General features: G+C 48.8%; 21 protein-coding genes, 1 tRNA gene and 1 pseudogene. 15 read left to right on the forward strand and 8 right to left on the reverse strand.

The features are described from left to right. Positions 1–239: 239 nt before the first annotated feature. From LDL70_RS06475 to LDL70_RS06510, 8 genes are all read left to right on the forward strand, one after another. Complete coding sequence (locus LDL70_RS06475) at positions 240–620, forward strand: Bro-N domain-containing protein (protein WP_370637785.1); 381 nt, start codon at positions 240–242, stop codon at positions 618–620. A gap of 189 nt (positions 621–809) precedes the next feature. Further along, on the forward strand, positions 810–1,088 hold the full coding sequence (locus tag LDL70_RS06480; protein WP_225687879.1) for a hypothetical protein: 279 nt from the start codon (positions 810–812) through the stop codon (positions 1,086–1,088). A gap of 252 nt (positions 1,089–1,340) precedes the next feature. Further along, complete coding sequence (locus LDL70_RS06485) at positions 1,341–1,724, forward strand: BRO family protein (RefSeq protein WP_245293619.1); 384 nt, start codon at positions 1,341–1,343, stop codon at positions 1,722–1,724. A gap of 176 nt (positions 1,725–1,900) precedes the next feature. Further along, on the forward strand, positions 1,901–2,236 hold the full coding sequence (locus tag LDL70_RS06490) for a Rha family transcriptional regulator (protein ID WP_225687881.1): 336 nt from the start codon (positions 1,901–1,903) through the stop codon (positions 2,234–2,236). Between the two features lie 494 nt (positions 2,237–2,730). Continuing rightward, a complete protein-coding gene (locus LDL70_RS06495; protein WP_075655791.1) occupies positions 2,731–3,306 on the forward strand; it encodes a hypothetical protein in 576 nt (191 codons plus the stop codon). A gap of 245 nt (positions 3,307–3,551) precedes the next feature. Beyond that, complete coding sequence (locus LDL70_RS06500; RefSeq protein WP_225687890.1) at positions 3,552–7,406, forward strand: transglycosylase SLT domain-containing protein; 3,855 nt, start codon at positions 3,552–3,554, stop codon at positions 7,404–7,406. A gap of 298 nt (positions 7,407–7,704) precedes the next feature. Beyond that, on the forward strand, positions 7,705–8,148 hold the full coding sequence (locus LDL70_RS06505) for a hypothetical protein (protein WP_225687892.1): 444 nt from the start codon (positions 7,705–7,707) through the stop codon (positions 8,146–8,148). 181 nt (positions 8,149–8,329) lie between these two features. Then, positions 8,330–8,968 (forward strand): recombinase family protein, encoded by a 639-nt coding sequence (locus LDL70_RS06510; protein WP_225687894.1) that lies wholly within the window; start codon positions 8,330–8,332, stop codon positions 8,966–8,968. A gap of 135 nt (positions 8,969–9,103) precedes the next feature. Here the strand turns inward: LDL70_RS06510 and LDL70_RS06515 are convergent, their stop codons facing one another. The 4 genes and pseudogenes from LDL70_RS06515 to LDL70_RS06530 form a co-directional block, all read right to left on the reverse strand. After that, positions 9,104–10,258 carry a hypothetical protein gene (locus tag LDL70_RS06515; RefSeq protein ID WP_225687896.1) on the reverse strand — a complete coding sequence of 385 codons (1,155 nt, stop codon included), beginning with the start codon at positions 10,256–10,258 and terminating at the stop codon, positions 9,104–9,106. Positions 10,259–10,439: 181 nt separating this feature from the next. Beyond that, the gene (locus LDL70_RS06520) at positions 10,440–11,681 is read right to left on the reverse strand and encodes a site-specific integrase (protein ID WP_225687898.1); all 1,242 of its coding nucleotides are present in this window, start codon (positions 11,679–11,681) and stop codon (positions 10,440–10,442) included. Between the two features lie 86 nt (positions 11,682–11,767). Next, positions 11,768–11,852, reverse strand: a tRNA-Leu gene (locus tag LDL70_RS06525). Between the two features lie 565 nt (positions 11,853–12,417). After that, positions 12,418–13,078: pseudogene (locus tag LDL70_RS06530) on the reverse strand (patatin-like phospholipase family protein); the annotation flags it as partial. A 339-nt stretch (positions 13,079–13,417) separates the two neighbouring features. On the opposite strand from LDL70_RS06530, the gene LDL70_RS06535 reads away from it, so the two are divergent. Next, entirely contained in the window at positions 13,418–14,095 is a 678-nt protein-coding gene (locus LDL70_RS06535; protein ID WP_075655276.1) for an outer membrane protein, read from the forward strand. A 162-nt stretch (positions 14,096–14,257) separates the two neighbouring features. Here the strand turns inward: LDL70_RS06535 and hisI are convergent, their stop codons facing one another. Beyond that, positions 14,258–14,668, reverse strand: coding sequence for a phosphoribosyl-AMP cyclohydrolase (gene hisI, locus LDL70_RS06540; protein WP_022709988.1), 411 nt, complete (start codon positions 14,666–14,668; stop codon positions 14,258–14,260). Further along, complete coding sequence (gene folE / locus LDL70_RS06545) at positions 14,665–15,276, reverse strand: GTP cyclohydrolase I FolE (protein ID WP_116088007.1); 612 nt, start codon at positions 15,274–15,276, stop codon at positions 14,665–14,667. Before folE ends, hisI begins: the two co-directional genes overlap by 4 nt. A gap of 371 nt (positions 15,277–15,647) precedes the next feature. On the opposite strand from folE, the gene LDL70_RS06550 reads away from it, so the two are divergent. The 4 genes from LDL70_RS06550 (at position 15,648) to LDL70_RS06565 (ending at position 19,201) form a co-directional block, all read left to right on the forward strand. Continuing rightward, complete coding sequence (locus LDL70_RS06550; protein ID WP_075655270.1) at positions 15,648–16,085, forward strand: iron-sulfur cluster assembly scaffold protein; 438 nt, start codon at positions 15,648–15,650, stop codon at positions 16,083–16,085. Positions 16,086–16,090: 5 nt separating this feature from the next. Then, on the forward strand, positions 16,091–16,453 hold the full coding sequence (gene yidD / locus LDL70_RS06555) for a membrane protein insertion efficiency factor YidD (RefSeq protein ID WP_225687900.1): 363 nt from the start codon (positions 16,091–16,093) through the stop codon (positions 16,451–16,453). 152 nt (positions 16,454–16,605) lie between these two features. Further along, positions 16,606–18,573: a threonine--tRNA ligase gene (thrS, locus tag LDL70_RS06560; RefSeq protein ID WP_221719637.1), complete on the forward strand. Its 1,968-nt coding sequence runs from the start codon at positions 16,606–16,608 to the stop codon at positions 18,571–18,573. Between the two features lie 61 nt (positions 18,574–18,634). Beyond that, positions 18,635–19,201, forward strand: a complete 567-nt coding sequence (locus LDL70_RS06565; protein ID WP_225687902.1) for a hypothetical protein — start codon at positions 18,635–18,637, stop codon at positions 19,199–19,201. On the opposite strand, the gene hspQ is transcribed toward LDL70_RS06565, so the two are convergent. Both hspQ and LDL70_RS06575 read right to left on the reverse strand, forming a co-directional pair. Continuing rightward, complete coding sequence (hspQ, locus tag LDL70_RS06570; RefSeq protein ID WP_022712123.1) at positions 19,198–19,536, reverse strand: heat shock protein HspQ; 339 nt, start codon at positions 19,534–19,536, stop codon at positions 19,198–19,200. The genes LDL70_RS06565 and hspQ overlap by 4 nt on opposite strands. Beyond that, positions 19,533–20,804 carry a UbiH/UbiF family hydroxylase gene (locus LDL70_RS06575; protein ID WP_225687904.1) on the reverse strand — a complete coding sequence of 424 codons (1,272 nt, stop codon included), beginning with the start codon at positions 20,802–20,804 and terminating at the stop codon, positions 19,533–19,535. The genes hspQ and LDL70_RS06575 overlap by 4 nt, the downstream gene beginning before the upstream one ends. Positions 20,805–21,105: 301 nt before the next feature. Between LDL70_RS06575 and pcsA the strand changes: the two genes are divergently transcribed. After that, positions 21,106–21,858 carry a phosphatidylcholine synthase gene (pcsA, locus tag LDL70_RS06580; protein ID WP_022712121.1) on the forward strand — a complete coding sequence of 251 codons (753 nt, stop codon included), beginning with the start codon at positions 21,106–21,108 and terminating at the stop codon, positions 21,856–21,858. A gap of 15 nt (positions 21,859–21,873) precedes the next feature. Next, positions 21,874–22,848 carry a quinone oxidoreductase gene (locus LDL70_RS06585; protein ID WP_075655260.1) on the forward strand — a complete coding sequence of 325 codons (975 nt, stop codon included), beginning with the start codon at positions 21,874–21,876 and terminating at the stop codon, positions 22,846–22,848. The last annotated feature ends 15 nt before the right edge of the window (positions 22,849–22,863 follow it).

The raw sequence follows: 22,863 nt of genomic DNA on the forward strand, positions 1-22,863 counted from the left end.
GTGTTGTACCCTTTAGTCGTCTTGAATGTCAGCTAGGAGAAAAGCGCAGACAAGCCATTCAAAGGGAAATAGTTAGAGGTCGGCCATTGTGTACCTCGTGTGGTGCAAAATGTGTACCTCTGATTGAACCAATAGCAGCACTTATAGGGAACGCCAAGAGGTAATCAAACGCTCTCACAACCTTCAACTTCAATAGCCATAAAATACGTGTAGTCACTATTGATGGCCAGCCTTGGTTCGTGGCGGTCGATCTTTATGACTTGCTTTATGGAAAGCGCACAGGACTAAATACAGCAAAGGTTTTGAGCGCAACAGAGATAAGGGTCGTGCGTCGACACCCCAAACTACCGAGCGATTTTAAATCGCTTGCTCATGTTTTTGCCGGTACCAAAGTCTCTCACTACGCGCTTATTTCTGAAAGTGGCCTCTATAAACTCATCATGCGTTCGGACAAACCCGAAGCCCGTGGGTTTCAGAACTGGGTAACTCGTGAAGTCCTCCCAACTATCCGCAAAACAGGTTCCTATTCTGTCAATAAGGAAAGTACGCAACCTCCTGCATCATGTGGCGCAGAGGCATTCTTCCACAGGCTCTATACAGACGTGAATAGATCAGCGTGACACAGATTTGCGTCACATCGACGACTAAGTATTTGTAAAGAAATAAAATCTTCCAGATGTAAAGTCTACATTGAAATCCACCTATTCACAAGTGAATAAGTCGTTGAATTTATTATATAAAATTCATTGACTGCAGCATTAAATGTGGTGTCAATTGCCCTCATCCAAATCGCTAGAGGAGTAATTGGAATGGTTATTCGTACACAACAAAGCACATTTGAGTTTTATAGCCTTCGCCGTTTTTATTTCAGGTCAAAATGGCTTGGAGAGGCATTTGCTAATGTTGAACCAGCGCTTGAGAAGCGTGAATTTAGCGCGTTTTGGGATATCGAAGATTTGACTGTTTTCAAGGTGTATATCGGTCATTGGCGCTTAACTTATGACGTACCTCAGTGGTCTTTTAAAAAACGTCATGCGCTGAAAGCCGAGCAACTACATAATAAAGATAAACTACTAGGCACTCTATAAGTACGATTAAATTACAATCCTCTGCGTTTTAAAAAGAAAAAGGCCACAGTCCGTATAACTGTAGCCCCTTATTTCTTCCTCTAAGCGCAGAGGGTGGAGCGGTCAAAATGACCGTTCCGCTCTGCTTATATAAATAAGGTGTGCAATTAAAACAACGGTCTCGTCCTCACAACCTTCAATTTCAACAGCAATGAAATTCGCGTAGTCACCATTGCTGACCAGCCTTGGTTCGTGGCGGCAGACGTTTGCCGTGTGCTGGAGATTAGGCAGACAACATACGCAATGCATGTACTCAACGATGAGCAACACCAACAGGTTACAAAGTCTATGGTGGGTTCGACCCACGTTAGCTTTCCTAATCGCGGTGCTACCTGCATTTCAGAAGGTGGCCTCAATCGTCTTGTCATGCGTTCGGACAAACCAGAAGCTCGACCTTTCCAAGATTGGGTAACAGACACAGTTCTCCCAGCTATGCGCAAAGATGGTGCTTACATCATGGGCGAAGAGAAGGTCACGTCTGGTGAGATGGATGAAGACGAGTTCGTCCTGAAAGCCATGACGATCTTGCAGGGCAAGGTTGAACGACTCAAGCAAGAGAACACTAAGCAGGCTCAGGTCATTACTGAAATGAGGTGACACTTAAAATATCCTTAGAGATGGCTCGTAGAGCGCCTTTTGTATTTTAAGCTACCCCTCTAGCTTGTCCTACAAAACAACCATCAGCACTCTCATTACGAGCAAATCAATTACCCCCTCCATATGCATTTTTACACACGGGGCTTTCACTGCTCAGTCAAAGAAGGATTATTCAAATGTACGATATAAACACACCAATCGTAAACGATCATTTTGATGCACCAGCCACAGCTAATAGCCGCCATGTAGCTGAAATGTTCGGTAAGTCACACAAGGCTGTTTTGAGCAAAATCAAAGAACTTATTTACAGCGAATCCAGTTTTGCAGATGAATTTCTACCCGCGTCCTATACGCTTTCTAGTGGCGTGTTCCGTGTGACTTCATTCAATATGACAAAATCTGGTTTCAACAGTCTTATGCGCATAAGTGGTTTATATGGACGAAAATCCCGCGCTACTGCACAAGAATTTCTTGATGCCTTTGAGGAGGTGCGGAATACACCTCATAATTGAGCGGGATGTTTAGTCATATTGCGTTACTGACAAATTTTTATTTGCCTTGGATAAAGAGGATATTCTTACAAATAAAATCTCGTCAGTGACGCTATATGATGAAATCAATTACCCCCTCCATATGGAAGGGGAGAAAATTCCCCCTCCCGTTTACATACACAGACACATGATTTCTGAGACCACCATATCTAAAGGACTTAAAGAGAGTATGAGAATACGATTATCTTTTGATTTTCTTTAGGCGGTAGTGATGGTGATAAATCATAACCTCCTTGTATAGATACCCTAAGGATACCTTTATTATCTCTTTAACAATCCTGTCAGAGTGAACATCACCACCATAGAGCATCAAGACCACAGTCAATCATGACACCCGACAATTAGGGATATGGTCTTACAACACTCACCAAAATCACAATCGCGATCAGAGCCTTGCCTGTCTATATGACCAGCGGGGTGTTTTGTCGTGTCGTTGTGTAACCAGCAGAATGAACATGGAATATACAAACGAAATTATAGATCGTAAAACAGGAGAGATTATTTCCGTCAGTTCTGGTGACTGGCTGACACTAAAAGAGCTTGCAGCGTTTCTTTCCTGTGGTCGCAGGGAGATGACCGTCATCCTCAAAGAGCTAAATTTCTTACAGCTAGAGAATGATGGACGATATAACCGTCACAGATTGGCCGACTGGCTGACGACCAAGGGCTGGGGTAAACGTCTACATTGTAGGGGTAATAAGTATCCTTTTGATGTGGTTAGCCCTGATGCTGTTCTTTGGCTCATAGAGCGTTGGGAACAAGCTGTTCAAGACTACCATGATAAGACCTACACCACAGAGATTGTTGCTGCCAGAGAGTCATTGCGACGGTTTCAATCTGATCGTTGTCGAAATGACATGACCGTACAAATGATGGTCTGTTGGCTGACTGATACATTGCCCCAGCTAACACAGGAAAAGATTGCCGGTGTTCTTGATGTAACTCAGCAGGTGGTCAGCAAGTTTCTTAAGACGCGCTCTAAGCAGTTGTCTGAACTGAGAGAGATGAAAGCCAATATGTTTTTACCCTAGTTGTACGGGGTATATACACAAGAGTACAACCACCCGAAAAACAAACTTGAACACCGTCAAACACTGACAATCACGACCAGCAGTCATTCATGACAACCGACCTCATAGGTAATCTGGTCTGATACTCCCCCGCCACCACGAACAATTCTGATCATCGGCACTTTGCACCATTTCGGTGTCAGAGCGTTTTTTGCTGTCTTCGTGGTGGTCATCAAAACCAATCAAAAGAAATAACGGAGTAACCTATGGCTAGAACGTCAAAGGAAATCATTACGTCTGCCGCTACCCGCTACGGTATCGACCCTGATCTAGCCACGCGCATTGCGCATATTGAGACAGGCGGGACGTTCGACCCACGCGCCTTTAACAAGGGCAGTAAGGCTTCCGGCCTGTTTCAATTCATTCCCTCAACATGGCAACAGTACGGTAACGGGGCTTCTCCCTTCGACCCTGAGGCCAATGCTGATGCAGCTATGCGTCTTCTCTTGGCAAACAAGAAAGTCCTGACTAACCGTCTTGGTCGTGAACCGACAGGTGGTGAAATCTATATGGCACATCAGCAAGGCGCTGGCGGTGCTTCTGCAATTCTCCGCCGTGGCGATGAGCTGGCCTATAAGCTGGTCGGTCAAAAGGCTGTGGCAAGCAATCTCCCGACCGCTCGTCGTGGTGAAGCCATGACCATGACCGGCAAGCAGTTTGCTGATTTGTGGACGCAGAAACTCAATTCAGTCGGTGGCACTCCGCTTGTCAAAGGTGGCACTACAACAGGCTCAATTGACGCTACCAGTGACTTTCGTTCTCATGACGGTATCAACCCTAACCGAACTCAAGTAGCGATGGGTGACATTGATACGACCCGCCAAGACGACCAGTTCACGGCTCGTCAGAAACAGATTGAGGAAGACGAGCGCCGTGAGAAGGAAGCCCCAACTCTCTGGCAAGGTGCAAAGATTGCTGTCCAGAATGAATGGTCTCTGCTGGCTCCCTTCCGGTTCCTCGGTAACATGCCTGATGACCCCGACTATACCTTTGATGAAAAGGAGATGAAGCGGGTCGGTGAGGGTGTTCCGACCGAGTACCTGAAAGAGTTTGAAGGGGCAGTTTCAGCGCAACATGCAGACGCTATTCGTAGTCGCCTGATGAACCAGCTGGAGAACAACCGTCAGCTGTCCATGATGGGCGGTACTGGTATTGCTCTTAATATCGCAGCTGCTGTGACTGACCCAGCTGCATGGGCAGCAACAGCGGGTGTTATGGCTGCAACTGGCGGTATCGGCGCTCCAGCAGCTCTGGGTGCTCGTTTCGGGCGTATTGGCACAGCAACATTAAGTGCCGCTGAGGGTGCAATTGCAAATACTATCGTGGATATTCCATTAATTGCAGCAAACCCGACAAAAGACAGCACAGACCTCTTATATTCCATTGGCACTGGTATCATCTTGGGTGGTGTCTTTAATCAGTATCGCCACGCTGACCGTGTATTGGCAGATGAGAACGCTCTGATTGAAGATATGGCGCGTAACCTCCACAAAGAACCGGCACCACAAGTTGACACTCTCGGCTCGTCTGCCGGTGCTAAGCAGGTAGGTTATGTGGAGCCGACCTTACGTACCGATGCCCGTGAGCAGCATCGTGCATGGAAAGAGTTTGACAAGACCTACAAGCTGGCCTTCGGGCAGGCTCGTTTCGATCTTGCTGCTCAGCTAGGCAAGTCTGGCAATCCAATGGTTCGCGGTGTCGGCAAATACTTTGTTGAAGATGCGACCGGCAATGCCATGAAGGGCGAGGTCACGGCTATCGCTGCGACTGAGCGTAAACGCCGGTATCAACGTGTAGCTGATGCAAACTGGGCGATGACCTTCAACGAACAGGGCAAGGCGTTCTTAAAGAACAATAACGTGCCGTGGACAAAGACCGAGCAGGAGCTTTCTAAGTTCTCCGATATGGTCACTGATTACGTCCGTGCTGATGATCTGGCTAAGGCTGCTTTCCCTAAGGAAGTGCAGGCGGCTGGGCAGCAGTGGAACAAGATCATGCAGTCGTGGTGGCAGAAGGCCAGTGATGCCGGTATCGTTCGTTCTGAGATTGGCGCACAGAACTACGTCCCTCGTGTCCCTGATCGCAGTGCTTCAATCGACCTGCTGACCAAGTTCGGCTTTCAGAAGAACCCTACTAACGGGGAATATACCGGTGTAACAAAGCTGTTCTCTGAGGCTATCCGTAAGAACCAGCCTGAGATTAAACCTGAGCTGGCCGATAAGATGGGCTTCGCTATTGCTGACCGCATGTATAAACTCAGCAATGGTCAGGAATACACAGCAGCTCGTGCCTTGTCCGGTGAAGATATGGATGACCTCCGTCACTTCCTCACAGAAACCAAAGCCAATGGTGACTTTCTCTCAGACGCTGAGATTGAAGAAATCATGGGCGCAGTAAGTCGGAAGCGTTCTGAGCCTAATAAGGACGCTGGCGGTAGCTCTCGGGTGAAACATCGTATCATGCTGGATGAAAACCACGAGATGAAGCTGAGAGACCCGAACGGTCAGGAATATGCAGTCAAGGTCAGTGACTTCTATATCCGTGACAGTAACCTGCTCATGAAGATGTATAACAACCAAATGTCCGGTCAGCTGGCTTTGGCTGACATTAAGATACCTAACCCGCTCTCTGATACCGGCGAGCTGCTGGTTGATGGTTTCCGTAAGTCTGGTGATTTGGATACTTTCATTGAGAAGGTGAAGGCGGTCGCTGACGAGGAACGTAAGGCTGGCAATGCCAATCTCAAGACGGAGCGTGACATTGAGAACCTGAGGTTCGCTTACAATGCTGTTGCCGGTATCCCTAACCACAAGGAAGCCGGAGACCTTCATCGCTTCTTACGGCTGCTCAGAGACTTCAACTTTGGTCGTCTTATGGGACAGGTGGGTTTCTCTCAGATACCTGAGGGTTCCCGTGCAGTGGTGCAGATGGGCTTCAAGACCAGCTACCACGCTCTGCCGTCTTTCCGTCAGCTGATGAACACCATCAGGACTGGCAAGCTCACAGACGAGCTGGGCGCTGAGATTGATGACATGGTTGCTATTGGCCGTGATTTTGAGATTGCCAAGAAGCTGGTTCATACGGACGACTTCGGTGTTCCTATGCACCTTAATGGCAGGGACTCAAAGGCAAGTCAGGCAATGGGCTGGGCTGAACCTAAGATGCACCGTATCAACCGTGCGGTGGCCTTAGGTTCCGGTATGGTTCCTATCAACAACCTGTTGCAGAAGTGGGCAGCGCGAGCGTTCTCTCAGAAAATGTTTCAGGCTGCTAATGGCGGTAAAGTATTATCGACCGAACGACTACGACTGCTGGGTATGTCTGACACACAGGTTAACGGTATCTACGATGCTATCCGTAAGCACGGCAAAAGTGAGAACGGTAGGCTGACCGAACTCGGCATTGGAAACTGGCCTACGTCCGTCCGTGGTGACTACGAAGACGCTCTTAACAGGGGCATTAAGGGTATGATCTTGGAGAATGACGCTGGTCAGTTTGCGAAGTGGATGACCAGTCCGCTGGGTAAGGTCATCTTGCAGTTCCGCTCATTTGCCGTAGGCGCGTACACTCGTGGTCTCATGCAGGGTATCAACATGCGGGACTTTCCAGCAGCTATGCAGTTCCTTGCCGGTTCTATCATTGGCAGTCTGGTCTATGCCAGTCAGTCACACTTGCAGCTCATTGGCGACCCTGACAGGGAGAGCAAGCTGGCACAGAGATTGGAGTTCGGTAATCTGGCTCTGGCTGGTTTCATGCGCTCTTCGGAGTCATCTTTGGTGCCGATGATGGTCGACACAGGGGCGTACTTCACGACCGGCGAGACAGTGATGGACTATCGCTCTAGTGGCCTGGCAGGTCTATGGACAAGTAACCCGACAGGCGACCTTATCGGTACTGCTGGAAATGCCACGTCCGGTATTATTACTGCTTTGTTTGGTGATGACTACTCACGTCCAGACGCTAAGTCTGTTTACGATCTTCTGCCGATGCAACGTATCTTGCCTATGCAGTGGGTGTTCAATTTCCTGACTGCTGAGCTGCCTCGTCGGGAAATGCCATAAGAATAGGTATAGGGGGAAATGTTTGGTGAAAAAATCTGAGACCCCAAATCAGATATATGGAAACCACAGTATCCCCCTCTACCCCTTCAGACCAACAATAAAACATAGTCATTAGGCCATTTTCAGGGCTTAGCCTATTGTGATATTTTTAGTTGTTACCTGCAATTGGTGGTGTCACTGCGCATTTGTTCATTGCACTATGTCTGGTTTCAGTTTCTTCTTTTCAAATACTTATTTATGTATATTGAAGGCAAATTGCTTCCTCGTTATGTTCCGTTGATCAAACGGGGTAATCTATATGAACAAATTTGCATGTCTGCTCGCTGTCGGTATCATCTCTGGCTGCGCAACAACCAATGAAATGCCGCTTGCGCCTAACGTAGTGCGTCTAGACACTCAAGCATCAGGAGCTATGTTTACCGGTTCTGCAGGACGCATTACCCTGCTCAGAGCAGCAGAAGCCACGGCAAAGCGCGGTTACACACACTTTCGTCTTGAGCAGGCGGCAACCTCTCAAGGTCGTCAGCTTGCAGGTATTAGCACGTCAAACAATGGTAGTTATAGCGGCACTGCATATGGGAATAGCGTTTACGGCTCCTATAACTCATCCGGTTTCGCCACTCCTATTTATGCGCCAACAGCGAATGTCGGCGTGACAGTGGTCATGTTCAAAGCCAATGAAGCTGGCGCCAATGGCGCATGGAATGCAGCCCAAGTGATTAAAAAACAAGGCAACGTCTAGTTGTTATAGATCATCTTGTCTCCGGAGATATGTCTGGGGACAAGCTAGCGCTGCTGTCCATAAGGGTATACCTCAGCGGTCGTCCGTAAAGTGCATTTCTTTTTGTCCGTTAGGGTTGACTATTAGTTTTCGTACAGATATTCATTCGGACAATAACCTAATGGACATATACGGAGGCCACATGGCAACCTTACTTTATGCTCGTGTATCGACAGCAGAGCAGACCCTCGACCACCAACAGGCACAGGCAGAAGCGGCAGGCTTCACCTTTGATCATGTGATTGCTGATCGTGGTGTTTCCGGTGTTAACGTGCTTATGAAAGACCGACCAGAGGGCAAGCGTCTGTTTGATATGCTACGCTCTGGTGACGTGCTGGTGGTTCGCTGGGTTGATCGTCTTGGCCGTAACTATGCAGACGTGACCGACACGATCAGGGAGTTCATTCGTCGGGGCGTGATTATCCGTACTGTCATCAATAACATGACCTTTGACGGCTCCACTACAGACCCCATTCAAATGGCCGTAAGAGACGCGCTGATAGCATTCATGGCTGCAACAGCACAAGCACAAGCAGAAGCGACGAAAGAGGCTCAGAAGGCTGGTATTGCCAGTGCTAAGGCCAAAGCTGATGCGAACGACTACAAGGGCAGAAAGCCAAGCTACAGCCGTCACCAATACGATCAAGTGATTGATCTACTGGGCAAAGGTGCCTCGGTCACTCAGGCGGCAACCGAAACCGGCCTCACACGCCAGACCATCTACCGCATTAAGGACGAACCAGCAGCGGCAGAGAAAGCCTTGGCAATGTGGGGCTTGTGATTGTTATGGGGTGATTATGTGTTTTCAGAGGAAGATCAGACTGAGCAAAGCCACGGTCTACTGAGCTTTGAACGAGTAAACAGAATAATTGTGCCTATCTCTCTCATGCGGATAATATTTGAGATTCTAATTTATCTATAGTTTTCTTATGTATGTGTTTCCATAATTTAATATGGAATCTTGTGGTATTCTTCTTGCGTTTTTTAACTCTTTAGTGATTTTAATTGCATCGGATTGGCTGAATGTTCCACGTAGAGTGACGGCCAGCCAACCATTTGTCGAAAGATAGATGTCCAGATTGAGGTCTGATTTGTTTATATATTCCAAGGCAGCCTCATAATTATCAAAGCTACTTATCTGAATGTATCGTCTTTCTGATTTTGGCAATTCATATTGATCGACGTGTACCCATGAATGGTGCATGTAGCCTCTGTAGTCGCCATGTGCCACCATGTACCACTGCTTATCGTAAGGTTGTAAGTACACCGTAGCACCGTTTCTCAGTTCCACTAAAGTGCGTGATTTATTGTCGGGGTCAAACTTGATTTCAGCTTTTTTCTTTGGATGATGGACGATGCCTGAATGGGCAGCAGGAATACTCATGTTTGGACGATAAGCTGGCTGATAGCTAGATTGCGGTGGTGCTGAGTATGTTGATGGAGCAGTGTGAGTAGTTGTAGGTGGAGTAGTTGCAACCTGTGGAGGAGACGAAGGCTGTTTAGTTTCCTGTTCGGTTACAACTTTGAAATTTTCCATTTCTCTGCGTGATAAATAGCGCATATCATCACTATCGTATTGCAAGGCTAGTTGAAGCAGGTTCGCGTCCGCACCCATTTCAGTCATGTACCCCATAATGTCAGCAGTTGCTTTCTGGATGCTTGAAATAGCATCATTAGCATCCATGCCACTAGCATTGATGAAAGATGATTTATGAACTCCGATTGAGCCAGCTTCTGCAAAACGGTTGATACCACCTAAAAAGGCAAGGGAGCAGGCGGAGGAGCATTCCATGCTGCGAGGCTGTATTGTACTGAGTTTTAATGCCCTGATGATTTTGCCGAGTTCGATTGCCTTGTATACATTCCCGCCACCAGAATTAAATATGATGGCCGTTGTATTGTGCTTTCGGATTGCCTCTAAAAATACAGACAAATCATCATCGTGCTCAAAAGTTCCCTTAACAATTAATACGGTAGGTAGGTCACTATCTGCTAGTGAATCATAGCTGAGATTCGCCTGAGCAGGCGATGAGATAATTAGAAGTGTTAAAATGAAAAGGAAAAAACGCAAGACCATCCCCCGACCAATCATATGCACAGTATTAAGTAGTGTTAATCTTTTTGTCGAGTGATCTGAAACATGTACTTTCCATAATAATTAACGCTATAGAAAGTGATGGTATTTCGAGGTGATGGCTGCGAAAAGGTGCTAAGGCTGACTTTTTTATCAGGGTGTCTGTATTTTTTTATATCTATTGAACTGTATCAAGTTTCATCAATGCCTTAAATGCCATTTCCAATCTCACCTCAGCGCCACCATAACGCTCACTCATGCCACCGCTTGAATGTCCGAGAACAAGGTTTCTATCAAACTCCGATACACCTGCACGGGTCAGTTTGTCTTCCATGCCGTGACGGAGTGAGTGGATGGTGTGTTTTGGGTTATCTGATATAGCCCTGAGGTGCTTCATAAGGGCTGCTGATGCACTGTCAGCGCCACGCACACGACCATAGCGGGGAAACAAAAAGGTGCTGTCTCCGGCTTCTTTGAGGGCGTTATTGACTGCAATTAATGCGTCTCCGACAAGTGGTACTCGACGGATTGAACCGTTTGTCTTTAGTCGTCTGTGGTCATGGAATACTAGATCAATATAGGGAATGGCTTCGTCTGTATGGACGTCTGATTTAAGTAGTCCCGTCACCTCGCCAAGACGACAACCCGTTCCTTCAACAATCTGCCATATGTTGAATATATCGGGGGCGGCATGGACGGCCAGCCGTTCTCTCATGAATTGAAGGACTTCCTCAGGTAGCGGGTCGCGTTCTTCTCTTGCGACGGTATCAATTTTGATTGGCAAATTGAGGAACGGGTTGATTGCGTCGCGCACATCAAACTCCCTGAGGCCAAGGTTCACCATAGCGCTCACATCGCATAGATAGCGCTTAACTGTGATCGGTGTCATTTGGAGTTCGGTCAACATCCTGTCGCGCACTTCACGCGCATGACTGCGGGTGAGATCAGACAACAAGCAATCAGGCGCAATCACTGCATGAAGGTGCGTCATAACGCGCTTAATACGGGCAGTCTTATGACGTTCGTTAATATCCCCGATAATGCGCTCTTGAAGATACAGCTGTTTTGCATCTGCCAAAGTTGGTTTCAGGGCTTTGGCTATGTGGTGGCTGTTCTTTGTTGCTTTGAGTGGTAGGGTGTTGGCAATCACTTCTGAGTGAGAGTCTGTCGATACATCCATAGAGCGCAGTTGGTCAGTCGTTCTGGGGGAAGGGCGTTGTTGTGCCGCGTGATTCGAGGTCAGACGTTCAAACTCAGCATGGACATGCGGCCAGTTGCGCAAAGCCTCACGTCGAGTGTCACCAAGTAGTCTTTTAAATTCACTCTGAGGGAAGGTTGTCCGAGCTGCCTTAGGAACCCTGCGGCGATAATGCCAAGTGCCAGCATTTGTCAGAACTACGTATTTCAGCGACAAACCCATTGTGTACTTCCTGTGTACTCGAATGTGTACTTGAGAAGTGCTAAAACTGTTATATCATTGAAATATAAGGGGAAATGAAAGCCAATTGGTGCGGTCGAGAAGACTCGAACTTCCACGGGTTGCCCCACAGCGACCTCAACGCTGCGCGTCTACCAATTCCGCCACGACCGCACTGTGTGGTAGAAACCGAACTGCTTCGGTGAGGGCGATGTAGCAAATCACTATTGCAGTGACAAGCCAAATTATTCGTTTCATTGCATTTTTTTAAAAGTAATTCACAGAAGCCCGTTTTTCACCCGCAAAACCGCGTTTTTATAATCCCTTCAATAGGATGAAGCGGGGCTATTTTCTTCACTGGGTACTTAGTCAGCCATATTTTCCGGAATCAAACTGTCAAAAAACTGAAAAGATTCGTCTTTTGAGCCGGAATTTTTGATTCAAAAGATGACGCGTTGCAGTCTTTCAATATTTTCCAGCTGTTTACGGGTTTCCTGATAGCCGATATCAATAGTTTCAGCCGCGCGGTGAAACTCGGTCAGGCCGATATGGCCGATGCTTGGCATCAAAGCGATGTCTGGCGGATCGCCGGCCATACGGGCGCGCGAGATTCTGTCCTGTATAATATTGAAAGCGTCCATCATGACGCCGGTTATGCCCAAGCGCGATTCATGGCTTATGACACCTGCCTGAGCGGGGTTGATTGTGTCTTCCTGTCCGGCGCGTGCTGGACTTGTATATTTGACAACGGCTGCGCGGCCGAACTGGTCATAGTTGAGATTGACGGCCAGAACCAATTGCTGCTCATAGGCGCGGCATACGGAAACCGGAACCGGATTGACCAATGCGCCGTCCACAAGCAGCCGGTGGTCGTAACGGATCGGTTCAAAAACGCCCGGCAATGCATAAGAGGCGCGCATTGCCATAATAAGTGAGCCGGTGGAGAGCCAGATTTCGTGACCCGTGCGTAATTCAGTGGCGACGGCCACATAAGGACAGGGCAAGTCATCAATATTCAATCCGTCGAGATGCTGGTGCAATTTGCGATCCAGTTTCATGCCGCCGAATAATCCGCTGCCACGAAATGTAATATCCATCAGGCTGAACATGCGTCTGCGTGTAAGGGAGCGTGCAAACTCTTCCAGCTCATCCAGTTTTCCTGCCAGATAGCAGCCGCCCACAAGTGCCCCTATTGAGGTGCCTGCAATCATAGATATTTTGATATTGGCTTCATTGAGTGCGCGTAATACGCCGATATGTGCCCATCCGCGTGCCGAACCGCCGCCTAAAGCAAGAGCAATTGGCTGGGGTGTTTTAAGAATAACAGGTTTGGGAATTTCCGCCTGAGCCGGTGCATTGGCAGCAGCAGTCGTGCGGCGGCGCGGTACCCATGAAAGCATGCAATATCTCCCGAATATACCTGTGTTTGCAATCAGAATACAGGAACAAGTATATTCAGACTATGGCTTTCATGCGATTGCAGTGCAAGGCAATTCATACAGCTATAAATTGCAGAAAACGCACAAAACAATATGAATTATGTTGATTTAATGTAATTTTAATTATTATTAATTTTCAGTTAAGTAATTATATTGAATTTTATTTGTGTTTACTTTGATTTTGTAAATTAACGCAATAGTAACCATAAGTTCTTCTGAATATTCGTGTTGCAATATTGTTACAGCATTTTTTTCCGGTTGGTGTAAAACAAGATCAAGAAAGATTTTTGAGGTTCTCCCATGTTTAATAAAGTCATCCTCGCTGCTTCCGCAGCTGTTCTGTTCTCCGGCACTGCAATGGCTGCAGACGCTATCGTTTACAACGAACCTGCACCAGCCGTTGAAGTGAATACCTTCAGCTGGGAAGGTGGTTATGTTGGTGCCAATGCCGGTTACGGTTTTGGTAAAATGAAAGAAGACGGCGTCAGCATCAAGCCACGTGGCTTTGTTGGTGGTGTGCAGGCTGGTTACAACTGGCAGTTCGATCAGGTTGTTGCCGGTATCGAAGCTGACTTCCAGGGCTCGACCATGAAGAAATCGGTTGATTTCTATGATGCAGCCGGCGCTTATGAAGGTACTGTAAAAGGTAAAGTCCAGTGGTTCGGTACTGTTCGTGGTCGTCTGGGTGCAGACATTGCTGAACGCACCATGCTTTACGGTACAGCCGGTCTTGCATACGGTAAAGTGAAGATCGAAGGTTATAGTGCTGCTCTGGATGCGTCTGAAAGCGCTTCCAAGACCCGCGCTGGCTGGACTGCCGGTGCCGGTGTAGAACACGCCTTCACTGACAACGTAACTCTGAAGACAGAATATCTCTACACTGATCTGGGCAAAGTTAAGTTCAGCGACGGTGCAGATGTATCCAAAGTTAAAACCAACTTCCACACTGTGCGCGTTGGTGTAAACTACAAGTTCTGATAATCTGACGGGAGGTGAAGGACGCCTCTCATGTCTTCAAGATTTCTTTCGCCGGATTTGATATTTGGCGAAAGAACCGTCCTCCAGACAAAAAGCCCTGCGTAATTAATATTACGCAGGGCTTTTGTGTTTTGTATCAAACAATAAATCTAATAGTTTGATTTATTTATGTAAAATGACGTTGTTGCCTGAAATGTCTACCGTGCGGTAAAAACAGGAGTGACGATCTGTGTGGCATGTCGGGCCATTACCGGCAACTCTGACCTTGAGCCACAGGGCATCCTGATCGCAGTCTGTACGCATCTCAATAACAGTCTGCAGATTGCCGGAGGTTTCGCCTTTCTTCCAAAGCGACTTGCGTGACCGCGACCAGTAATGGGCAATGCCGGTTTCCAGTGTCAGCCGCAGGGCTTCACTGTTCATATGCGCAACCATCAGTAATTCGCCGTCATCCGCACTTGTCACAACTGCGGTTATCAGACCTGAACTGTCAAAGCGGGGCGCAAAGACAGCACCTTCTTCGGTGCTGTGCTTGTCGGTCTGTGCAGGGAAATCGGCAGGCAGCTTGGTCATGAACCGCTCCGCAGCATGGTCATGAACCGAACCTGATTGGCAACATCCTGCTCGAAAGCGCCTGTAAAGGTGGTTGTCAATGTGGTTGATCCCTGTTTGCGAATGCCGCGCATAGCCATGCACATATGTTCCGCTTCAATCAAGACAGCAACGCCGAGGGGCTTGAGAATATTCTGAATGCTGTGAGCAATCTGCGCAGTCATGCTTTCCTGTGTCTGCAGGCGATGGGCAAACATATCAACGACACGCGCAATTTTCGACAGGCCGACAACGGAGCCATTCGGCAGATAGCCGATATGTGCCTTGCCGATAATCGGCACCATATGATGTTCGCAATGCGAGAAGAACTTGATGTCTTTGATGAGAACCATGTCTTTGTAGCCGGCAACTTCTTCAAAAACAGTGCCGAGCTCTTCTTCCGGTGACTGATGATAGCCGGAAAACAGTTCTTTATAGGCTTTTGCCACGCGTTTCGGGGTTTCAAGCAACCCTTCGCGCGACGGATCTTCTCCCATCCAGAGCAGCAATGTTTTTACAGCGGCCTCTGCTTCAGCCTTTGTCGGGCGTGCAACATTGCTGGTCTGTGAATCGGAAATGTGCTTGTTCATATCGAGCTCCCGTAGTCTCTCTCTGTGGAGAGACGAGTTAAACGGACACTGTTACGAAGCTTGCTCAGGCGGTAATCTTAGCTGTACCGCTGAAGGCTTGGCATTTATGTCGGGGCAGTTATCTGGCGTTTTGCAGAATACAGCCAAAGGCCTGCTCTGCCTGTTTGCATTGACTGTCGCGGAAATATCCGCAAAAGGCAAATGCCTGTCCTATATAAAGTATGTCGAAGATATTAAAAGAGCAAAGACAGCCGATTTATGTCGTATTTCGGTTGTGCTATTCTCTATAGCGGCTTGAAATGAAATATTTATATAGCCACTTATACAATCATGTCCGGCAATGCGCCGGAACATGCTGAAGGAGAAACCGGATGATCAATGATATGTATAATGCCCGGATTCTCGAATTTGCCGGTAACATTCCGCATATTGGTCGTCTTCAGTCGCCGGATGCAACAGCTAAGGCGCATTCAAAACTTTGCGGTTCTACAGTGATTGTCGATCTCAAAGTCAGAGATGGTATTGTCGTAGATTTCGCGCATGAGGTAAAGGCCTGTGCTTTGGGGCAGGCGACATCCTCGGTGATGGCACGTCATATTATCGGCTCCACAGAAGCTGAACTGCGTGAATTGCAGGCGCAAATGACTGCAATGCTGAAAGATAATGGTGCGCCGCCTGAAGGCCGCTTTGAAGATTTGCGTTTTTTCGAGCCGGTGCGTGACTATAAAGCCCGTCATGCATCTACTTTGCTGACATTTGATGCTGTTGTTGACTGTCTGGATCAGATTGCCGCAAAAGCTGCCGTGTAAGCGATATGTGCCCGCAGCCTGAAACCAAACCCCGCAAAAAATACAGCCGTAATTATCAGGGCGCATGGCGTAAAACACCGGATCGTTTGCTGGGTACAGGTCTTGTGCGGCTTTATCAGCTGACTTTATCAGGCTTTATCGGCAATTCCTGCCGTCATATGCCTACCTGTTCCGAATATGCCTATGAGGCTATTGCCCGTTACGGTTTGTGGACCGGCGGCTGGATGGGCTTGTTTCGGGTTATGCGTTGCGGGCCGTTCGGCACCTGCGGCATAGACCGCGTGCCGGAAGTGCTGGAACCGTGCTATAAATGGTATTTTCCGTGGCGTTATTGGCACATTTCCGCTGCAAAACCCGATAATGACTAAGCTTTTACGGGGGAAAGGTTTATTTCCCCGTTTAGATTGATTATAGAGACGCTGCCGGTCGCATCTGCACTTCGTTTTGCAGGAGCCGGAAAGCGTTTATTTTGCTCTAAATAACCACCCGCAATCGTTGGCGGGACTGGATGAGGATGACAATGTCTGATCTTATTACTCTCGAATTTCCCGACGGCTCACAGCGCGAATATGATCCGGCCATGACCGGTCTGGCGCTTGCCGAATCCATCTCCAAATCACTGGCTAAGAAGTCTGTCGCCTATGCGGTTGACGGCACCGTGCGTGATTTGTCCGAGCCGCTTGGCGCATCAGGCAAAGTCGAGATTCTCACCCGTGAAGATCCGCGTGCGCTGGAGCTGATCCGCCACGACTGCGCCCACGTTCTGGCTGAAGCTGTGCAGGAGCTTTTCCCTGGCACGCAGGTCACAATCGGACCGGTTATCGAAAACGGCTTCTATTATGACTTCGCCCGCAATGAGCCTTTCACACCCGATGACCTGCCGGTTATCGAAAAGAAAATGCGTGAAATCATTGCCCGCAACAAGTCGTTCACACGCGAAGTCTGGACACGCGAAAAAGCCAAGCAGGTTTTCTCGGATAAGGGTGAATCCTATAAGGTTGAGCTGATTGACGCGATCCCTGAAGGTCAGGATCTGAAGATCTATTATCAGGGCGACTGGTTCGATCTTTGCCGTGGTCCGCATATGGCGTCCACAGGCCAGATCGGCAATGCGTTCAAGCTGATGAAAGTTGCCGGTGCTTATTGGCGCGGTGACAGCAATAATCCGATGCTGACGCGTATTTACGGTACAGCTTTCGCGAATGATGCTGATCTGCAGCAATATCTGACCATGCTGGAAGAAGCTGAAAAGCGCGACCATCGCCGCCTTGGCCGTGAAATGGATCTGTTCCATTTTCAGGAAGAAGGTCCGGGCGTTGTGTTCTGGCATTCCAAGGGCTGGCGCATGTTCCAGAGCCTTGTCAGCTATATGCGCCGTCGTCTCGACGATCATGGCTATCAGGAAGTCAACGCACCGCAGGTGCTGGATAAGTCCCTTTGGGAAACATCCGGTCACTGGGGCTGGTATAAAGACAACATGTTCAAGGTCACCACTGCCGGTGATGACACTGAGGATGACCGCGTTTTCGCGCTGAAGCCGATGAACTGTCCGGGTCACGTGCAGATTTTCAAACATGGTTTGAAATCCTATCGCGATTTGCCGATCAAAATGGCGGAATTCGGTAATGTTCATCGTTATGAGCCATCCGGTGCACTGCATGGCCTGATGCGTGTTCGCGGCTTTACGCAGGATGATGCGCATATCTTCTGTACAGACGAGCAGATGGCGGATGAATGCCTGCGCATTAACGACCTGATCCTCTCGACTTATGCCGATTTCGGCTTCGATCAGATCACGGTCAAGCTCTCCACACGTCCTGAAAAGCGCGTGGGTGATGATGCGCTGTGGGATCGTGCAGAAAGCGTTATGGGCGAAGTGCTCAAAACAATCGAAGCCAATTCCGGCGGTCGCATTAAAACCGGCATTCTGCCAGGTGAGGGTGCGTTCTACGGTCCTAAGTTCGAATATACGCTGAAAGACGCGATCGGTCGTGAATGGCAGTGCGGTACAACGCAGGTTGACTTCAATCTGCCGGAACGCTTCGGTGCCTTCTATATCGACAACAATTCCGAGAAGCAGCAGCCGGTTATGATCCACCGCGCTATTTGTGGCTCGATGGAGCGTTTCCTCGGTATTCTGATCGAGAACTTTGCCGGTCATATGCCGCTGTGGTTCGCACCAATTCAGGTTGTTGTGGCAACGATCACTTCGGAAGCGGATGAATATGGTCAGGAAGTTGCTAACCTGTTCAAAAAAGCAGGTTTGCAGGTAACAACTGACTTCCGCAACGAAAAGATCAACTACAAGGTGCGTGAACACTCGCTGCAGAAAGTGCCGGTTATTCTGGTGCTTGGTAAGCGTGAAGCAGAAGAGCGTACAGTGAATGTACGTCGTCTCGGCTCCCGCGACCAGACACCAATGACGCTGGATGAAGCGCTGAGCTCATTGCGCGAAGAGGCAACACCGCCGGATCTTCGCCGCGCATAACTGAAATAAGAAAAGGCCGGAGCAATCCGGCCTTTTTGTTTATCGTTTAAAGCAGGTATCCATGCGCAGCACCCCGTTTTCACAATTCTGGAATAGTATATATTCAGGCTCGCTGCCTTTGATGTATCTTCTGCGGGAAGAAAAACGGCAGCAATGGGTACGATTTTACGCATTGCCTGAAGGAAAGCGCTATCCTTGTAATGTTGCTGAGCAGCAGAAGATTTTAGAGCGATTTAACAGCATTGCCTCTGCAATTTTCACTGATAATGAACCACTTTGGTTGGTGTATGATACTGACATTGAAAAATCTGCAACCAGTAAAACTTTAAGCTTTTTCAGGATGGGCTTTAAAAGTTCAGGTATAAAAACATATTTTGACAATGATGGAGATAAGTGCAAATCCCGTTTTCTCTATAAACAAGATCATTGGAAAAGCGGCGCATTTGACGAGCTATTTCCTCTCATTCTCCATGGGAAAATATCAGGCATTTTGTTTGTAAATCAAAAAGCGCAGCTATTTTATGTTTATGACGGCGGAATGGATGTCATCCTGCCGGATAGTTTGCAACTCAATCACCTCAAAGAGCGGTTTGAACAATGGCGCTCACCGCTTTTAAGCGGACTTTAATTCAGAGGTGCAGCTTTAAAGCGATATTCGCCCTGACTGTCGATGTCGAAATAGTCACCGATTTGCGGGTGGCGCAGCGGTTCGCCGCTTTCATCCTCTTCCAGATTTTGCTCGGAAACATAGGCTACGTAATCCGTTTCCTCATTCTCTGCCAGCACATGATAAAACGGCTGCTCACGTTTCGGGCGTGAGGCTTCGGGAATGGACATGTACCATTCTTCCGTATTGGCGAATTCCGGATCAACATCGAAAATGATACCGCGAAACGGTAACAGGCGGTGACGCACCACCTGTCCGATCTGGAAACGTGCATATTTTACTTCAAAAGCACTCATTGTGATCCGTCGTGATGTGGCGTGACAGTTGGCAGTGTCGTCTTCTTATTTGCTGCGGAGAACGACGGCAGCAGGGCTTTGAAGCCGCCACCGGGACGCAGCCCCTCACGCATGAAAAAAGCACGCAGCGGCGGTACAACACGCAGGATTTCCAGTCCGGTGCCGCGAATGATCTGCGCAGGCAGGAAGTCTGACAACAGTGTGCGGTTCAGCACATCGACCGAGCCGGTACGTGCCAGAATATCAGGGCGGCGACCGCTATCATAAGCGCGGATAACGCGGTCAGAACCGGCATCCTCTTTGTCTTTGCTCAGAGCGGTGATCAGAGTTTCCACATCGCGGGTACCGAGATTGAGTCCCTGAGCACCGATCGGCGGGAAAACATGCGCTGCTTCGCCGATCAGAATGGTACGCTTAGCTGCAAATTTCAGCGGTACCAGACCGGAAAGCGGCCATGCCTGCTGTTTGGTATCAACTGTAATCTGCCCGAGCATGGATTGCATTTTTGTTTCAATCTCACGGGCAAGCTGTTCGCTGTCGAGCGCCATCAGCTTTTCAGCATAGCGCGGATTGGCAACCCAAACGAGGCTGGAGCGATTGCCGGGGAGCGGCACCTGCGTGAAAGGACCGTCCTCGGTGTGGAATTCGGTTGAAATATTCTGATGTGGTACTTTATGGCTGAACGAGCACACAACTGCCGTTTGCGGATAGCGCCAGCGGCGGGTTTGAATGCCGGCTGCATCACGTGCCAGACTATTGCGGCCGTCAGCTGCCACGACCAGTGGAGTGCTCACAACCTGTCCGTCGCTGAAAGTGACAGAAATATTGTCGCTATTGTGCTGATAGGCGGTAGCATTGCTGAAATTACGGGCAATGCGCGGATGCGCGGTTACAGCTTCATGCAGCACCCGGTTCAGCACCAGATTGGGAATATTATAGCCGAAAGCTTCCGTGCCGATTTCCGAAGCGCGGAATGTCACCGCAGGACTGCGGATCAGTCTGCGCGTGCCGTCAACAATGCGCATGGAGGCGAGGGCGGCTGTATCCGGACGGATCGTCTGCCAAACGCCGAGACTGTCGAGATATTCAATAGCAGGCATCATCAATGCTGTGGTGCGTCGGTCATCCTGATCGCTTACCGGACCCGCGAGCAGAATATCATAGCCCGCCTGCGCCATCGCCAGTGCCGCAATCATTCCCGCAGGGCCGCTGCCGCTCACAAGAATGCGCGCCGAAGTGAACTCTGATGAATGAACGGAGCCTGACATAATGCACCTCTTTGTTATCCGGATTTTGACAATCCAACAGTCAAATCACCGGAATATCCTGCTAATTTTTAAAAACCATAAGCAGATTTGCCTGCTCATTCTTTTAGGCCATAAGTCGCCGTTACGACACTAAAAACATATGCTTAAAGCGGAGATAGTCACTTATAGCAGGTAACTTCTTTGGATGAGCGACATTTTGTCTGTTTTTCAAGTCAGCTTTTCTTGCACTTTTGGTGTTTTTCGACAAAAGCTGTCAGGACTGATAATTCATTAATTTTTTGTAACAGAATCGGCAAAGATCTTGAAAGCGAAACTGACAGACAAACTGAAAGCTAAAAAAGTCACTCTGCCTCAGGTCAGGGCTTTTTCTGTTCACCTGTTAACGGCTTCCGGCTCCTTTCTGGCCTTTCTGTCACTGGTTGCTGCCAGTGAAGAAAACTGGACGGCAATGTTTCTCTGGCTCGGGCTGGCACTTTTCGTCGATGGTATTGACGGGCCGATCGCCCGCAAGCTGGAAGTGAAATATGTCCTGCCAAACTGGTCGGGCGAGCTTCTCGATAATATCATCGATTATGTCACTTATGTGCTGATCCCTGCATTTGCGCTTTATCAGAGCGGTTTCATGGGGCACGGCCTGTCGTTCCTGTCAGGCGCGATCATCGTTATCAGCAGTGCGATTTATTATGCTGATACCGGCATGAAGACCAAAGAAAACTTCTTTAAGGGTTTCCCTGTGGTCTGGAATATGGTGGTCTTCACCCTGTTCATCGTCGGTCCGGGTGAATGGACAGCTTTTGCGGTTGTTGTTGTCTCGGCGATCCTGTCTTTCATGCCGCTGAATTTTCTGCATCCGGTGCGCGTGGTGCGTCTGCGTCCGCTCAATCTCACAGTGTTTCTGCTATGGTGCGTTTTCGGTGTGGCGGGTATTTTCTATCAGATGGATGCACCGCTCTGGGTGCGCATCGGTATTTCCGTCACCGGTATTTATCTCTACTGCATCGGTATCGTGATGCAGTTCCTGCCTAATCTTGGTCTTAAAACTGCTGCGAAATAACAGGGAATTCTGACAATGATAAATGCAATTCTGATCCGTGAAACCGGTGGTGCTGATGTTCTGAAATATGAACAGGTCGAACTTGGGCAGCCTAAAGCAGGCGAGGCACGTATCCGCCATGAAGCGGTCGGATTGAATTTTATCGATGTCTATTTCCGTACCGGTCTTTATAAAGCACCGCAACTGCCTTTCATTCCGGGGCAGGAGGGCGCAGGTACAGTCGTCGCTGTCGGTGAAGGCGTGACGAATGTGAAGGTCGGTGACCGTGTAGCCTATACAGGTGCTATGGGTTCTTATGCGGATGAACGGCTGATTGCTGCGGATCGTCTGGTTAAAGTGCCGGATAATATGGATTTGCGCCTTGCCGCATCCATGATGCTGAAAGGCATGACAGCCTATTATCTGATTAACCTGACCTACAAGGTGCAGAAGGGCGATACGATCCTGATCCATGCCGCCGCCGGCGGTGTCGGGCAGATTGCCGGCCAGTGGGCGAAGCATCTTGGTGCAACGGTCATCGGCACTGCCGGATCGCAGGAGAAAATCGATCTCGCGCTGTCCCTCGGCTATGACCATGTTATCAATTACCGTGAAGATAATTTCGTCGAGAAGGTGAAGGAAATCACCGGCGGCAAAGGCCTGCCGGTGGTCTATGACAGTGTTGGCAAAGATACGTTCCCTGCGTCGCTGCAAGTTCTGCAGCCGCGTGGCTTGTTTGTGAGCTATGGCAATGCATCGGGGCCGGTGCCGCCATTCGAGCTGGCACTGCTCAATCAATATGGTTCGCTTTATGCAACCCGCCCGACGCTTGGTTCTTATATTGCCACAAGGGAAGAGCTGGAACGTGCGGCGCAGGCGCTGTTTGATGTGGTTGCCAGCGGCGCAGTCAAAATCAATGTCAATCAGACCTATGCATTGCGGGATGCCGCACAGGCGCAGCGCGATCTCGAAGCGCGCAAAACCACCGGCACAACGATACTGATCCCGTAAAATCATTTTCAGATT

The sequence above is a fragment of the Pseudochrobactrum sp. XF203 genome (genome assembly GCF_020341615.1).
In the GTDB taxonomy this organism is placed as follows: domain Bacteria; phylum Pseudomonadota; class Alphaproteobacteria; order Rhizobiales; family Rhizobiaceae; genus Pseudochrobactrum; species Pseudochrobactrum saccharolyticum.